We start from the raw sequence: 14,152 nt of genomic DNA on the forward strand, positions 1-14,152 counted from the left end.
CCTGCGGCTGCGGGGCGAGAGTGCTCTGAGCGCCGCGCAGCTCGACCGCGTCTGGCAACTCTGGTCGCCCAACAAGGCGCTGGGCCTGACGGGCGTGCGCGCGGCCTACGCCATCGCGCCGCTGGGTGCGCAGGCCGACGTCGCCGCGCTCGACGCACTGGCCGCGTCCTGGCCCATCGGGGCCCATGGCGAGGCCATGCTGTGGGCGTGGGCGCAGCCTGCGGTGCAGGCCTGGGTGGCCCGCAGCCGCGACACGCTGGCCACCTGGGCGCAGGCCCTGCGCGACACGCTGGCCCGCCACGGCTGGACCCTCGCGCCCAGCGACACCGCCTACGGTTGCGCCTGCCCCCCGCAGGCGCTGAACGCGGTGGCCCTGCGTGCGCAAGGCATCAAACTGCGCGACGCCACCTCGTTTGGCCTGCCGGGCTGGTGGCGGCTGAGCGCGCAGCGCCCCGAAGCCCTGGCGGCGCTGGACGCGGCCTTGAACGACCTCAAACTGGAGACATCGCCATGACCGCAGTTTGCGTGATGGTGCTCGGCACCACGAGCGGCGCCGGCAAGAGCTGGCTGACGACGGCGCTGTGCCGGCACTATGCCCGCCAGGGGTTGAAGGTGGCGCCGTTCAAGGCCCAGAACATGAGCAACAACGCCCGGGTGGTGGCTGGCAGACCGAACGAAGAGGATGCTGCGGAGGGCGACGGATTCGGCGCCGGGCCGCCCCAAGCCGAATCAGCCCTCTCGGGGGGCAGCGACCCGCGTCAGCGGCGGAGCGTGGGGGCCGAAATTGGTTCTGCGCAGTACTTCCAGGCCTTGGCCGCCCGAGCCGAGCCCGAGGTTCGCATGAACCCGCTGCTGCTCAAACCCGAGGCCGACACGCGCAGCCAGGTGGTGCTGATGGGCGAGGTGAGTCGCGAACTCAGCGACATGCCCTGGCGCGGTCGCAGCGAAAAAGTCTGGCCGCACATCGTGGCGGCGCTGGACGCGCTGCGCGCCGACAACGACGTGGTGGTGATCGAAGGCGCGGGCTCGCCGGCCGAAATCAACCTGCACGCCAGCGACATCGTGAACATGCGCGTGGCGAGGCATGCGCAGGCGCGCTGCCTGCTGGTCACCGACATTGACCGCGGCGGCGCGTTTGCCCACTTGTACGGCACCTGGGCGCTGCTGCCCGAAGACGAGCGCGCGCTCATTCAGGGCTTCGTGCTCAACAAATTCCGCGGCGACGCCAGCCTGCTCGCGCCCGCGCCGCAGATGTTGCGGGACCTGACCGGCGTGCCGGTGGTCGCCACGCTGCCGATGTGGTGGCAGCACGGCCTGCCGGAAGAAGATGGCGTATTCGACGACAAAACGCGGGCGTCCGGCGCGGTGAAGAAAACCATCGCCGTCATCGCCTGGCCGCGCATCAGCAACCTCGACGAATTCCAGCCGCTCAGGAACGTGCCGGGGGTGCGCCTGGTCTGGGCGCGCACACCGGCCGACTGCGCGGGCGCCGACTGGATCGTGCTGCCCGGCTCCAAGGCCACCGCGGCCGACCTGGCCTGGCTGCGCGCGCAGGGGCTGGACCAGGCGGTGGCCGCGCACGCGGCGCAGGGCGGGGCGGTGCTGGGCATCTGCGGCGGGCTGCAGGTGCTGGGCGAGGCCCTGATCGACACCCATGGCATCGACGGCAACGCCCCTGGCCTGGGCCTGCTGCCGCTGGTGACGGCCTTCGACGCCGACAAGACCGTGCGCCGCAGCCGCATCACCTTCGGCGACGCGGTGGGGGCCTGGGCCGCGCTCAAGGGCGCCAGCGCCGCCGGCTACGAAATCCACCACGGCCAGACCGCGCAGCACCCGGCGATGGCCGCCAAGGGCGACATCGCGCGCGAAATCGTGCCGGGCCTGGCCTGGCAGAACGCGGCCGGCAACGTGTTCGGCTGCTACCTGCACGGGCTGTTTGAAGACCCGGCCGTGCTGCGCGCCCTGTTCGGCGCCACCGTGCCGACCCTGGAGACCGTGTTCGACGGTCTCGCCGACTTTCTCGAACGGCACGCCGAACCCGGCGTGCTCGACCGACTCATCCACACCGACTGACACCATGCCATTCACCCTTCCCGTCATCGACGACATCGCCCAACCCGAACTGGCCGCGCGCCTGCAGCACCGGCTGGACAACAAGACCAAACCTGTCGGCTCCCTGGGCCAGATCGAGCGCCTGGCCCAGCGCATCGGCCTCATCCTCGGCAGCGAACAGCCGGTGCTGCACGACCCGCAGATGGTGGTGTTCGCCGGCGACCACGGCCTCGCGGCGCGGGGGGTCTCGGCCTACCCGAGCGACGTGACCTGGCAGATGGTGGAGAACTTCCTGGCCGGCGGCGCTGCCGTGAGCGTGCTGGCGCGCCAGCACGGCATCGGGCTGACGGTGGTCGACTGCGGGGTGCGGCACGACTTCGCGCCGCGCCCGGGCCTGCTGGTCCGCAAGATCGGTGCCGGCACCGCCGATGCGCTGGAAGGCCCGGCCATGAGCGCGGCGCAGCGCGACCAGGCCCTGGCCAACGGGGCGGCGCTGGTGCAGGGGCTGCCCGGCAACGCGCTGCTGCTGGGCGAAATGGGCATCGGCAACACCTCGGCCGCATCGCTGCTGCTGGCGCGCCTGGTCGGTCTGGACATCGCCGACGCCACCGGTGCCGGCACCGGGCTCGACGCCGAGGCCGTGCAACGCAAGATTGGCATCCTGCGCCAGGTGCTGGCGCGCCATGCCGACGCCACCGAGCCGCTGGCCGCGCTGGCGGCCCTGGGCGGTTTCGAAATCGCCACGCTGGTCGGTGCGGTGCTGCAGGCCGCGCACGAGCGCCGCGTGATCGTGGTCGACGGCTTCATCGCCACCTCGGCCGTGCTGGTGGCCAGCCAGCTCCGGCCCGCCGTGCTGCAGCGCTGCGTGTTCGCGCACCGCTCGGGCGAGCGCGGCCACGCGCTCATGCTCGCCCACCTGAAAGCCGAGCCCTTGCTCGACCTCGGCCTGCGCCTGGGCGAAGGTTCGGGGGCGGCGCTGGCCTGGCCGCTACTGCCAAGCGCCTGCGCCATCCTGCGCGAGATGGCCAGCTTCGAAGCGGCCGGCGTTTCGCGGCAAGACGGCGCCAGTGCCGCCGCGCCGGCCCAGGCTTGAGGTGGGCATGAGCGAGCGCGGCGGCGTGCGCCATTTCCTGCTGGCGTTGCAGTTCTTCACCCGCATTCCCGTGACCGGGCGGCTGGCCGCGTGGGTCGGCTACTCGCCCGCGATGCTGCGCGCCAGCGCGGCCCATTTCCCGGGCGTGGGCTGGGTGGTGGGCGCGCTCGTGGCGCTGGTCTGGCTGGGGGCGGTGCGTGCGCTGCCCGCGCAGCCGGCGGCGCTCTGGGTAGCGGCGGTCTTCAGCACGGCCTTCGGCCTCTGGCTGACCGGCGCCTTCCACGAAGACGGTCTGGCCGACACCGCCGACGGCCTGGGCGGCAGTGTCGACCGCGAGCGCGCCCTGGCCATCATGAAGGACTCGCGCATCGGCACATACGGCGCCGCGACCCTGGTGCTGGCGCTGCTGGCCAAGCTCGCGCTGCTGGTGCTGCTGGCGCAGGCCGGAGGGGCGCTGCGCGTGGCGGTGGCACTGCTGGCGGCGCACGTCACGTCGCGGCTGCTGCCGCTGTTCGTGATCCGCACGCTGGACCATGTGGGCGAGAGCGACGGCTCCAAATCCAAGCCGCTGGCCGACCGCATCGCCAACGGCGCGGTGGTGGTCGGTGTGCTCTGGTGGCTGCCGGTGGTGCCGCTGGCGCTGTCCCTGCTGCCGGACGGGGCCTGGGCGGTGGCGCTGCTGGGCGCCGCGCTGGGCGGGGGCCTGGTCTGGCGGCTGCTGCAGCGGCGTCTGCAAGGCTTTACCGGCGATGGCCTGGGTGCCACCCAGCAGGTGGCCGAAATCGGGTTTTACCTGGGGCTCGTCCTCGGCCTGGGGGCGGCGGCATGAGGCTCTGGCTGCTGCGCCACGGCCCCGTGGACCTGCCGCCTGGCCTGTGCTACGGCGCCAGCGACGTGCCGGCCCTGGCCGAACCCACGCAGGGCGCCGCCATCGCGTTCGCCAGCCTGCCGGCGCCCGGGGTGCCCGTGTGGGTGTCGGCGCTGGGCCGCGCGCGGCAACTGGCTCAGGCACTGCAGGCCCTGCGGCCCGACCTGGGCGATCCGCGGGTCGACGCCCGGCTGAACGAAATGCACTTTGGCGGCTGGGAGCTCCGCCCCTGGGACAGCCTGCCGCGCAGCGAGTTCGAGGACTGGATGGCCGGTTTTGCCCACCACCGTGTCGGTGGCGACCGGTCCGGCGAGAGCACCCAGCAGGTGCTGGACCGGGTGGCCGCCGCGCTCGATGCCGCGCGGGCCACGCAGCAGCCCGAGATGGTGTGGGTGACCCACGCCGGGGTCATCCGCGCGGTGCAGTACCTGATCCAGCCGGGGCGGCGCACCATTGCCGGCGCGCACGAATGGCCCCGGCAGGCGCCGCCGCCCGGTGGCTGGCTCGCGCTGACGGTGTGACGGCCTTCAGGCCGGGGTCTTGGCCGGAAAGCGGCAGCAGGCGGCCACCGCGCACTGCGCGCACAGCGGCTTGCGCGCCTGGCAGACGTAGCGCCCGTGCAGGATCAGCCAGTGGTGGGCATCGACGAGGTACTTCGCGGGAATCCGCTTGAGCAGCTGGTGCTCGACCGCCAGCGGCGTCTTGCCCGGCGCCAGGCCGGTGCGGTTGCCGACGCGGAAGATGTGCGTGTCCACCGCCATGGTCGGTTCGCCGAAGGCCACGTTGAGCACCACATTGGCAGTCTTGCGGCCCACGCCGGGCAGGGCTTCGAGTTCCTCGCGCGTGCGGGGCACCTCGCCACCATGGCGCTCGACCAGGATGCGGCAGGTCGCCATCAGGTGTTTCGCCTTGCTGCGGTACAGCCCGATGGTCTTGATGTGCGACTCGAGCCCTTCGAGCCCGAGTGCCAGGATCTTCTGCGGCGTGTTGGCCACCGGGAACAGCCTGCGCGTGGCCTTGTTGACGCCCACGTCGGTGGCCTGGGCCGACAGCAGCACCGCGGCCAGCAGTTCGAACACGCTGGTGTATTCCAGCTCGGTGACGGGTTGCGGGTTCGCGGCCTGCAGGATGGCAAAGAACTGCTCGATCTGCGCCGGCGTCATGGGCGGGCTCTGGGACATGGGCGTCGGGGATTCGTGGGGACGACCAAGTCTAGGGCCAATCGGGTGCGGCCTCAGTGTTCGGCCGGCGCCTCCCACTGGCTGGGGTGGGCCATCTGCTGCACCGCGCCGCGCAGCAGGGACTGGTCGGACGAGATCACGAAGCAGCGTACGCCGCGGCGCCGGAAGGCCTGCGCGTCTTGCGGATTGGGCACGAACATGGCCGGGGCGATACCGGCCTGGAGCGCGGCTTCGATGATGCGGTCGCAGGCATCGGAGACGATGGGCGCGCGGATGTCCTCCACCCCCAGCGACAGCGCCAGGTCGGCCCGCCCGATGAGCAGGCCGTCGACCCCCGGCGTCGCCGCGATGGCGGCCACCTGCGCCAGCCCTTCGGCGGTTTCGATCTGGCACATCACCAGCGTCCGGTCGGCGGCGTCGATGGCGGCCGTCATGCTCAGGGTGCCATAGCCTGCGAAGCGCGGCGAGATGGAGAAGCCCCGGCTGCCTCCATGGCGGAACTTGGCCTGGGCGACCACCTGGCGGGCCTGCCCGGCGTTGTCCACGCGCGGCACCACCAGACCCGCAGCGCCGAGGTCGAGCGCCGACTGGAAGGTGGCCGGGAGCTTGTCGGGCACGCGCACCCAGACGGGCATGCCGGTGGCGCGGCCGGCCATCATGTGGCGGTCCAGGCTCAGGCGGTCGAACGGGGCGTGTTCGGCGTCCACGACGATGAAGTCGAGGTCGGTGGTGCCCAGGATTTCCGTGATCTGGGCCGAGTCGGTCTTGACGAAGGAGCCGAGGGCCAGGGAGCCCTCGCGGATGTCGGCGCGTTGTTTCATGGCCTGGCAGATAGCGGGTTGAAGGGGAGAAACCACCGATCTTGGCAAGGCCTCGCTGGTGGCGCAACCCGCGCAGCGGCGCTTTCCGGCAGCCAGAAAGGCGGCTCAGGACTGGCCCGAACGCAACTGGCCCAGGCGCTCGGAATAGGCCTGTCCCAGGGCCTGCGCGGCGTCCTTGAGCACGGGCGCAAACTGGGCAATGGTGGCCCCGGTCATCAGCGAGCCGAAGGTGGTCATGCCCATCAGGCCAGCGACCTCGTCGCCGTGCAGCACGGGCACGGCCAGCGTGGCGGTGCGGCGCAGCGCGTTCGGCTGGCGCACGGCATGGCCCGCCGTGCGCACGTTGCGCAGCGTGTGGAGCAGCGCCTCCTCGTCCGTCAGGACGTGGGTGCCGCTCGAAGCGCCCTGCATGCGCAGCATGTCGAACAGGATCTCGCGCTCGACCTCGGGGCAGAACGCCAGATAGGCCTGGCCCATGGCGGTGGTGGTCAGGCCCAGCCGCTGGCCCAGTGTGGTGGCGTGGGCGGCGACGGGGCTGTAGGGCATGCCGCTGTAGCGCACCACGATCGCGTCGCCATCCAGCACGCCGATGGCCACCGGCCATTTGATGGTCTTGGTCAGCTTGAGCGCAGCAGCCGAGCCCATTTCCACCAGCAGCGACTTGTCGGTGTAGCCGCCGCTCATTTCCAGGATCTTGGCCGTCAGCCGGTAGACCCCGGCGCTGCCTTCGACGCTGACGTAGCCATCCTGCTGCAAGGTGTGCAGGATGCGGAAGATGGTGGACTTGGGCAGGCCGGTCTGCAGGTGCAGATCGTGCAGGCTCCATGTGGGCTGCCCGTTCATGACGCGCAGGATCAGCAGGGCGCGCGAGATGGCCCGTATCGATTCGGTCTTGGGGTTGTCGCGCGTCTGGCCCATGAAGCGTTTCCGCGCCCTCGTGGCGGCGGAACGGTCCGACGCAGCCGCGGAGGCGGGTGAGGAGTGGGGGGTCATCATACTGTGCGGGCGGTGTGCCGGGGCCGGGCGTCAGCGCCTCAGAACCAGTTGGCCTTGTCCACGACGTTGATCAGGGGCTGCCCCGCCAGGAAGCGGGCGCAGTTGCCCCTGAGCACGGCGTAGCGGCGTTCGTTGTAGTAAGGCCCCCACATGGCCACGTGGGGGGTGATCAGCACGCCCGGCAGGGTCCACAGCGGGTGCGAGGCGGGCAGGGGTTCCTGCTCGAAAACGTCCAGGCCGGCGCCGCCGACCTGTCCGCTCTCCAGCGCTTCGACCAGGTCGTCCAGCCGGGTGGTCATGCCGCGGCCGATGTTGATGAAGAACGCGCCGCGTTTCATGCGCTGGAACCGCTGGCGGTCGAACAGGCCTTCGGTGGCCGGCGTGTGCGGCACCGTGACGATGACGAAGTCGGCCTGCGGCAGCAGGGCATCGAGCTGTTCGGGCGGGTGGATGGCCGCCATGCCTTCGGGCGCTTCGGTGCGCAGCGCGTCGGTGCCGATCACCGTCACGCCGAACGCCGAGAGCAGCCGCGCGGTCTCGGCCCCGATGCCGCCCACGCCAACGATCAGCGCCGTGGCTTCGGGCAGGTAGACCGTGCCCTCGTAGCGCGGCGGCTGTTTCCATTCGCTGCGTTGCTGCTGGGGGATGTAGCGGTGCAGCGCGCGGGCAAAGGCCAGCACGAAGGACAGGATGTGCGCGCCGATGTGGTCGTTGAAGATGCCCCGCACATTGGTGACGGTGAGCGGGTGCGCCGTCAGCTCCGGGAAGAAGTAGCCCGCTGGCGGCGCCGCCAGGGGCGAGTGCAGCCAGCGCAGCCGGCCCGCCGCGGCCAGCAGGGCCGGGGTGAGCGTGCCCACGGCGGCATCGGCCTGACCGATGGCTGCAGCCGCTTCGGCGTCGCTTTCGGCGACCACCACTTCCAGCTCGGGGTAAGCGGTGCTCAGGCGCTGCGCCCAGTCGCGGGTGGCAGGCAGTTGCGGGGGCAGCAGCAGAAGTCGGGTGGGCATGCTCGTGGGCTCGGTCGGAAAGGTGGTCAGTGGCGGAGGCAGGTCATTGCAGCTTGATGCCGGCCTGCTTGATCACGCGGCCCCATTTTTCATATTCCTGGGTCAGGAACTGGGCGTAGGCCTCGGGCGTGCCGCCCACGGGGGTCACGCCGTTGGCGGCCATGCGCTCGCGCAGCTCTTTGCTCTGCAGGGCCTGGTTGAGCGCGGCGTTGAGCTTGTCGATGCGCTCGCGCGGCGTGCCCTTGGGCACGTGCAGGCCGACCTGGGTGGTGGCTTCGTAGCCCGGAAAACCCGATTCGGCGATGGTCGCGATGGCCGGGTAGTTCGGCAGGCGGTTGGGGCCGGTCAGGGCGAGCACGCGCATCTTGCCGGCCTTCACGTGCGGCTCGGCGAACGACACCGAGGCGATCATGAAGTCGATCTGGCCGCTGAGCAGGTCGACCAGTGCCGGCGCCTCGCCCTTGTAGTGCAGGGGCTCGATGTTCGTGCCCGAAGCCTGTTTGAACAGCTCGCCGGCCAGGTGGTTCGAGGTCCCGATGCCGGGTGTGCCGTAAAGCAGGCCGGTCGGCTTGGTCCGGGCCTGTTCGACCAGCGCGGCCAGCGAGGCCGCGCCCTTGTCGGCATTGACCACGATGGTTTGTTCGATGCGCAGCACGTGGGCCACGGGCAGCAGGTCTTGCGGGACCTTGTAGGGCAGTTTGTTGTCCATCAGCGGCAGGATCACGGTGCTGCCGGTGGCACAGAAGCAGAACGAATAGCCATCGGCGGCCGAGCGGGCCACGTTGTTGCTGCCGATCGAGCCCCCCGCGCCGGTGAGGTTTTCGATCACCACGCTGGTGCCCAGCGCCTTGGCCATTTCGCCCGCAACCAGGCGGCCGAAGGTGTCCATGGTGCCGCCGGCGGAGAAGGGCACGACCATGCGCACGGGCTTGTCAGGGAAAGTGTCCGCCAGTGCCGTGGCGTGCGCGGAGACCGCTACCGCGGTGGCCAGGAGCCATTGGCCGGCGTGCCGGAAAAGTGGTTGCGCAAGGGCGGTTGTGCGGGATTTCGAATGCATGGACATGTCTCCTGGATGGTGGGGTGTCGGCCTGTGGTGCCCGTCGGACAGCTGGCAGCGAACCCCGCGGATGATTTCTGAGCCGCTCTGGCACTGTCAACGAATAGGCGGCGCCTTTCCGGCAAGCGGAACAGAGCCGGGGTTGCCTTCCGGCTGGCAGAAAGCGCTCCGATGCGCATTGCGCCCGGTGAAACATTGCGGCCATGATGACCCCGAGTTGTTTTTTGGCCTTCCGGGCCTGACGTTCATGACCCCGTCCCTTCCCCGACCCGCTGCCGTGCGGCACCGCAGTTTTGCCGCCTTCGATGCCCACGAGCCCCTGCTGTCCGACGGCCATCGGCGCTGGTGCATGCGTGGCCAGAACTTCATCGTGGAACGGATCGTTTCGGGCGGTCAGCCGTTCACCGTGGAGAGCGCCTCGGAGGTGCTGGTGATCCTGCCGGACGCGCCAGCGACCCTTTCCCACGCGCCCTCGGGCACGGTGGTGGCCCGCGCCAACGGCCAGGGCAGTGTGTGCATTCTCGCCGCCGGGGTGCATGCCATCGCCCTGGCCGAGGGCGGCAGCTGTGCCGTGATCGCGTCGAACCGGGGCGACATCGGCGAGGGGGACATCCTCAACGCCGACGCCTACGCCGAGCCGGACCCGCGCATCGTGCCCACGGGGCGCCCGTACCTGCGCCGCCCCGATGCACCCGAAGCCCGGGTGTTCGAGATGGCGTCGGTGCCCGCGCCGCGAGACAACCCGCGCCTGAAAATGCTGCAGACCGAGACGCTGTCCATCAATTGGGTGGATTACCACGGCGAGCGCGACCGCACCGCGCTGAGCCCGCACAGCCACACCGATTTCGAACAGGGCTCGCTGGCGCTGGCGGGCAACTATGTGCACCACCTGCGGGTGCCATGGGGCAAGAACGCCAACCTCTGGCGGCCCGACGAACACCTGCCAGCCCCATCGCCGTCGCTGGCGGTCATTCCCGTGGACCTGGTGCACACCACCGAAGGCATTGGCGGCGGGCACCATCTGCTGATCGACATCTTCAGCCCGCCGCGGGCGGACTTCATTGCCAAGGGCTGGGTCCACAACGCCGGTGACTACGTGCCGGTGCGGGACTGAGGCCATGGCGTCTTGCCTGGACTGGCAGCGCGCCACCCGCCGGCCCGCCACCGCCTTGCCGCCGCGGTCGTGCGACACGGCGCTGCACGTGTTCGACCCGGCGCACGCACACCGGCTGCTGCCGGGGCGCCGCTACGAGCCGGCGTCGGCCACGCTGGCCGAGCTGCAGGCCATGCACCGGCAACTGGGCATCGAACGGGCCGTGCTGGTGCAGCCGTCGGTGTACGGGTTCGACCACACCGTGCTGATCGACGCGCTGCGTGCCGACCCTGATCGCTACCGCGGTGTGGCGCTGCTGGACGACAGCCTCGACGACCAGGCGCAGCGCACCTTGCACGACGCGGGCGTTCGCAGCGCGCGCTTCAACATCCTCTCGCGCTTCGGCCAGCCGTTCGACAAGGCCGCCTTCCGCCGCCAGACGGCGCGCGCCGTGCGCCTGGGCTGGAGCCTTTCCCTGCACGCCACCGCAGCGGAACTGGCGCAGCACGCGGCGCTGCTGCTGAGCCTGGATGCACCGGTGATCGTGGACCACGCCGCCTACCTCGATCCCGAGGGGTTGCACGGGCCTGGCGCCGACTTCCTGCGCGAAGCCCTGGCGCGCGGCCACTGGTGGCTCAAGCTCTCGCGGCTGGACCACCGCAGCCGGCCCCCTTATGACGACGTGGTGACCGTGATGCGGACGCTGGCCGGGCTCGACGCCACGCGCATGCTGTGGGCCACCGATTGGCCCCACCCCCTGTACGACGCCGCCAGCCACACCATGCCCAACGACGCCGATCTGGTCGAACTGCTGGTGCGGGCGCTGCCCGACGCCACGGTCCGCGAGCAGATCCTGGTGCACAACCCCGCCGGCCTGTTCGGTTTTCCTGCCTGATACCTTTTCGATCCATGAACACTGCTTCCTCTGTGCTGGCCCCGGTCCTGATCTGGGAACGCGTGCTGGCCGAAGACCCCAGCGTGCCCTGGCTGCGCGAGCAGGGCTTCGACGTGCGTCTGGGCCGCCCCAACCACGACCCGGCCTACCGCGACCACCGGCCGGCCGACTTCATCGAAGACGCCCAGGGTTGCGCCGCCGCGCTGGTCTCGGGTGGCCTGCGCATCACCGGCGCGGTGATGGACGCGCTGCCCGACCTGAAGGTGCTGAGCAAGATCGGTGTCGGGGTGGACACCATCGACGTCGCCGCCGCCACCGAACGCGGCATCCGCGTGTGCAACACGCCGGGTGGCAACGACTCGGTGTTTGTCGCCGAACACGCCATGGCGCTCATCCTGGCGCTGCGCAAGCAGTTGCATGTGTGGACCCGCGAGCACCTGCAGCAAGGCGGCTGGCGCCGGCCGCAGGTGTTTTCCGCACCCATGGACGGGCAGACGGTGGGCATCGTCGGCTTCGGGCGCATCGGCCGCGCGCTGGCGCAGCGTCTGGCGGGCTGGAACGTGAACGTGCTCGCCCACGACCCGTTCGCCAAAGACCTGCCCGATGGCGTGCGTTCGGTGACGCTGCCCGAGCTGCTGGCGGCCAGCGACGTGGTGTCGCTGCACTGCCCACCGCCTGCCGACGGCCGGCCGCTGCTGGATGCCGCGGCACTGGCCGGCATGCGCCGTGGCGCCGTGCTCGTGAACACCGCGCGGGCCACGCTGGTCGACCGCGACGCCCTGATCCGGTCGCTCGACAGCGGCGCCCTGGCCGCGGCCGCCTACGACGTGTTCGATCCCGAACCGCCGGCGCGCGACGACCCGTTGCTGGCCCATCCGCGCGTGCTGTGTACGCCGCACGTGGCGTCGTGGACGTGGCAGGGCTTCTTCGGCCGCCGCGAGCAGGCGGCGCGGAACATCGCCCTCGTGCTCCAGGGCCAGCCCGGCGCGTCCATCGTCAATCCCCAGGCCTGATCCTCCCCGGTTTCCGTCACCCGTTTCGACCCATGTACATCGATCTTGCCGCCACGCCCGACTTCAAGCGCTCGCTCTTCAACGCCATCGTGGCCCCGCGCCCGATCGGCTGGATCAGCACCGTGTCTGCCAGCGGGCGCGTGAACCTGGCCCCGTTCTCGCACTTCAACCTGGTCTCCACGGCGCCGCCGGTGGTCATGTTCGCCTGCAATGCACCCGACGACCGCCACGAAAAAGACACCATCGTCAACGTGCGCGAAACCGGCCAGTTCGTCACCAACCTGGTCACCTGGGATCTGCGCGAACCGATGAACACCTCGTCGTTCAACGCCCCCTACGGCGTGGACGAGTTCGAACTGGCCGGGCTGGAAAAAGCCGCCAGCGTCAAGGTCCGTCCGCCGCGGGTGGCCGCCTCGCCGGCCAGCATGGAGTGCGAGCTGCTGCAGATCATCGACATCGACCCCGTGGGCCCCGGCGACACGTTCAGCAACGTCGTGCTCGGGCGCGTGGTGGCGCTGCACATGGACGACCGTTTCGTCGATGCCGGCGGCCGCTTCGACGTGGTGCGCACCCGCCCGCTGACCCGCCTGGGTGGCAACCAGTACGCCTCCACCGGCGAGCTGGTGGAGCTGGGCCGTCCCAACCCGCCGCGCTGAGGGGCCGGGCTTTCGTCATGATCGACAAAATCGCTCCCTCCATCGCCGAAGCCCTGGCGGGTGTCCAGGACGGCGCCACCGTGCTGATCGGCGGCTTCGGCACCGCCGGCATCCCCAATGAACTGATCGACGGCCTGATCGCGCAGGGTGCGCGCGGGCTGACCGTGGTTAACAACAACGCCGGCAACGGCGACACCGGCCTGGCCGCGCTGCTGGCGACCGGGCGCGTGCGCAAGATCATCTGCAGCTTCCCGCGCCAGGTCGACTCGCACGTGTTCGACGCGCTCTACCGCAGCGGCCGCATCGAGCTGGAACTGGTGCCCCAGGGCAACCTGGCCGAACGCCTGCGCGCGGCCGGCGCCGGCATCGGCGCCTTCTTCTGCCCCACCGGCTACGGCACCGAACTCGCGGGCGACCGCGAGACGCGGGTCATCGACGGCCGGCCCTACGTGCTCGAATACCCCATCCACGGCGACCTGGCCCTGATCAAGGCCGAGCGCGGCGACCGCTGGGGCAACCTCACCTACCGCAAGGCGGCCCGCAACTTCGGCCCCGTGATGGCCATGGCCGCGAAGAAGACCGTGGCCACGGTGCACGAGATCGCCGAACTGGGTGCGCTGGACCCGGAGGCCATCGTCACCCCGGGTATTTTCGTCAGCCAGATCGTGAAGATCGACCGCGTGGCCACCCAGGCCGGCGGCTTCAGGAAAACCGCATGAACCCTCAGCGCCGAAGCAAGACGGAGCTGGCTGCGCGCGTGGCGCGGGACATCTTCGACGGGGCCGTCGTCAACCTGGGCATCGGCCAGCCGACGCTGGTGGCCAACCACCTGCCGCCGGGCCGCGAGATCATCCTGCACAGCGAGAACGGCATCCTGGGCATGGGCCCCGCGCCGGCCGCAGGCGAGGAGGACTACGACCTCATCAACGCCGGCAAACAGCCGGTGACGCTGCGGCCCGGAGGCGCCTTCTTCCACCACGCCGACAGCTTCGCCATGATGCGTGGCGGGCACCTGGATATCTGCGTGCTGGGTGCCTTTCAGGTGTCGGCCACGGGCGACCTGGCCAACTGGAGCACGGGCGAGGCCGGCAGCATCCCGGCTGTGGGCGGCGCCATGGACCTGGCCATCGGGGCCAAGCAGACCTGGGTCATGATGGATCTGCTGACCCGCGAAGGTCGGAGCAAGGTGGTCGAGCGCTGCAGCTACCCGCTGACCGGTATCGGCTGCGTCAAACGCATCTACACCGATCTGGCCACGCTCGAATGCACGCCGCAGGGTGTACGGCTGGTCGAGACGGTCGACGGGCTGTCCCTCGAAGGGCTCGAACGCCTGCTGCGCCTGCCGGTGTTGCCCGTCTTGCCGGTCACGGGCGCCTGAGCCGGCACGGCCGCGGCGCCACAAGGGTGGGGTGAAGACGCT

Annotated in this window: 16 protein-coding genes; 11 read left to right on the forward strand and 5 right to left on the reverse strand. The window is 70.6% G+C overall.

The window, feature by feature from the left end; all coding sequences use genetic code 11:
* From QQK43_RS01320 to QQK43_RS01340, 5 genes are all read left to right on the forward strand, one after another.
* A partial coding sequence (locus QQK43_RS01320; RefSeq protein ID WP_284306321.1) for an aminotransferase class I/II-fold pyridoxal phosphate-dependent enzyme occupies positions 1–514 on the forward strand: 514 nt, incomplete at its 5' end.
* Positions 511–2,073, forward strand: a complete 1,563-nt coding sequence (locus tag QQK43_RS01325; RefSeq protein ID WP_284306323.1) for a cobyric acid synthase — start codon at positions 511–513, stop codon at positions 2,071–2,073. The genes QQK43_RS01320 and QQK43_RS01325, both read left to right, overlap by 4 nt.
* A gap of 4 nt (positions 2,074–2,077) precedes the next feature.
* Positions 2,078–3,145, forward strand: coding sequence for a nicotinate-nucleotide--dimethylbenzimidazole phosphoribosyltransferase (gene cobT, locus QQK43_RS01330; RefSeq protein ID WP_284306324.1), 1,068 nt, complete (start codon positions 2,078–2,080; stop codon positions 3,143–3,145).
* 7 nt (positions 3,146–3,152) lie between these two features.
* Positions 3,153–3,974, forward strand: coding sequence for an adenosylcobinamide-GDP ribazoletransferase (cobS, locus tag QQK43_RS01335; protein ID WP_284306325.1), 822 nt, complete (start codon positions 3,153–3,155; stop codon positions 3,972–3,974).
* Positions 3,971–4,534, forward strand: coding sequence for a histidine phosphatase family protein (locus QQK43_RS01340; RefSeq protein ID WP_234264788.1), 564 nt, complete (start codon positions 3,971–3,973; stop codon positions 4,532–4,534). Before cobS ends, QQK43_RS01340 begins: the two co-directional genes overlap by 4 nt.
* A 6-nt stretch (positions 4,535–4,540) precedes the next feature.
* Here the strand turns inward: QQK43_RS01340 and nth are convergent, their stop codons facing one another.
* The 5 genes from nth to QQK43_RS01365 all read right to left on the reverse strand — a co-directional run bounded on the left by nth (position 4,541) and on the right by QQK43_RS01365 (position 9,075).
* Entirely contained in the window at positions 4,541–5,176 is a 636-nt protein-coding gene (nth, locus tag QQK43_RS01345; protein ID WP_284306518.1) for an endonuclease III, read from the reverse strand.
* A 71-nt stretch (positions 5,177–5,247) separates the two neighbouring features.
* Positions 5,248–6,015, reverse strand: coding sequence for an HpcH/HpaI aldolase family protein (locus tag QQK43_RS01350; protein WP_234264787.1), 768 nt, complete (start codon positions 6,013–6,015; stop codon positions 5,248–5,250).
* Positions 6,016–6,120: 105 nt separating this feature from the next.
* Positions 6,121–6,933, reverse strand: a complete 813-nt coding sequence (locus QQK43_RS01355) for a helix-turn-helix domain-containing protein (RefSeq protein ID WP_284306327.1) — start codon at positions 6,931–6,933, stop codon at positions 6,121–6,123.
* A 116-nt stretch (positions 6,934–7,049) separates the two neighbouring features.
* Positions 7,050–8,018, reverse strand: coding sequence for a D-2-hydroxyacid dehydrogenase (locus tag QQK43_RS01360; RefSeq protein ID WP_284306328.1), 969 nt, complete (start codon positions 8,016–8,018; stop codon positions 7,050–7,052).
* Between the two features lie 43 nt (positions 8,019–8,061).
* A complete protein-coding gene (locus QQK43_RS01365) occupies positions 8,062–9,075 on the reverse strand; it encodes a Bug family tripartite tricarboxylate transporter substrate binding protein (RefSeq protein ID WP_284306329.1) in 1,014 nt (337 codons plus the stop codon).
* Between the two features lie 247 nt (positions 9,076–9,322).
* On the opposite strand from QQK43_RS01365, the gene QQK43_RS01370 reads away from it, so the two are divergent.
* From QQK43_RS01370 to QQK43_RS01395, 6 genes are read left to right on the forward strand one after another with little or no spacing between them, the layout of a single operon-like run.
* Entirely contained in the window at positions 9,323–10,189 is an 867-nt protein-coding gene (locus QQK43_RS01370) for a cupin domain-containing protein (protein ID WP_284306330.1), read from the forward strand.
* A gap of 4 nt (positions 10,190–10,193) precedes the next feature.
* Positions 10,194–11,063 carry an amidohydrolase family protein gene (locus QQK43_RS01375; RefSeq protein ID WP_284306331.1) on the forward strand — a complete coding sequence of 290 codons (870 nt, stop codon included), beginning with the start codon at positions 10,194–10,196 and terminating at the stop codon, positions 11,061–11,063.
* 14 nt (positions 11,064–11,077) lie between these two features.
* Positions 11,078–12,076 (forward strand): 2-hydroxyacid dehydrogenase, encoded by a 999-nt coding sequence (locus QQK43_RS01380; protein WP_284306332.1) that lies wholly within the window; start codon positions 11,078–11,080, stop codon positions 12,074–12,076.
* 32 nt (positions 12,077–12,108) lie between these two features.
* Entirely contained in the window at positions 12,109–12,732 is a 624-nt protein-coding gene (locus tag QQK43_RS01385; RefSeq protein ID WP_234264780.1) for a flavin reductase family protein, read from the forward strand.
* 17 nt (positions 12,733–12,749) lie between these two features.
* Positions 12,750–13,451, forward strand: coding sequence for a 3-oxoacid CoA-transferase subunit A (locus tag QQK43_RS01390; protein WP_284306333.1), 702 nt, complete (start codon positions 12,750–12,752; stop codon positions 13,449–13,451).
* A complete protein-coding gene (locus QQK43_RS01395) occupies positions 13,448–14,110 on the forward strand; it encodes a 3-oxoacid CoA-transferase subunit B (RefSeq protein ID WP_284306334.1) in 663 nt (220 codons plus the stop codon). The genes QQK43_RS01390 and QQK43_RS01395 overlap by 4 nt, the downstream gene beginning before the upstream one ends.
* Positions 14,111–14,152: the final 42 nt, after the last annotated feature.

Source organism: Hydrogenophaga electricum (genome assembly GCF_030160815.1).
GTDB lineage: Bacteria > Pseudomonadota > Gammaproteobacteria > Burkholderiales > Burkholderiaceae_C > Hydrogenophaga > Hydrogenophaga electricum.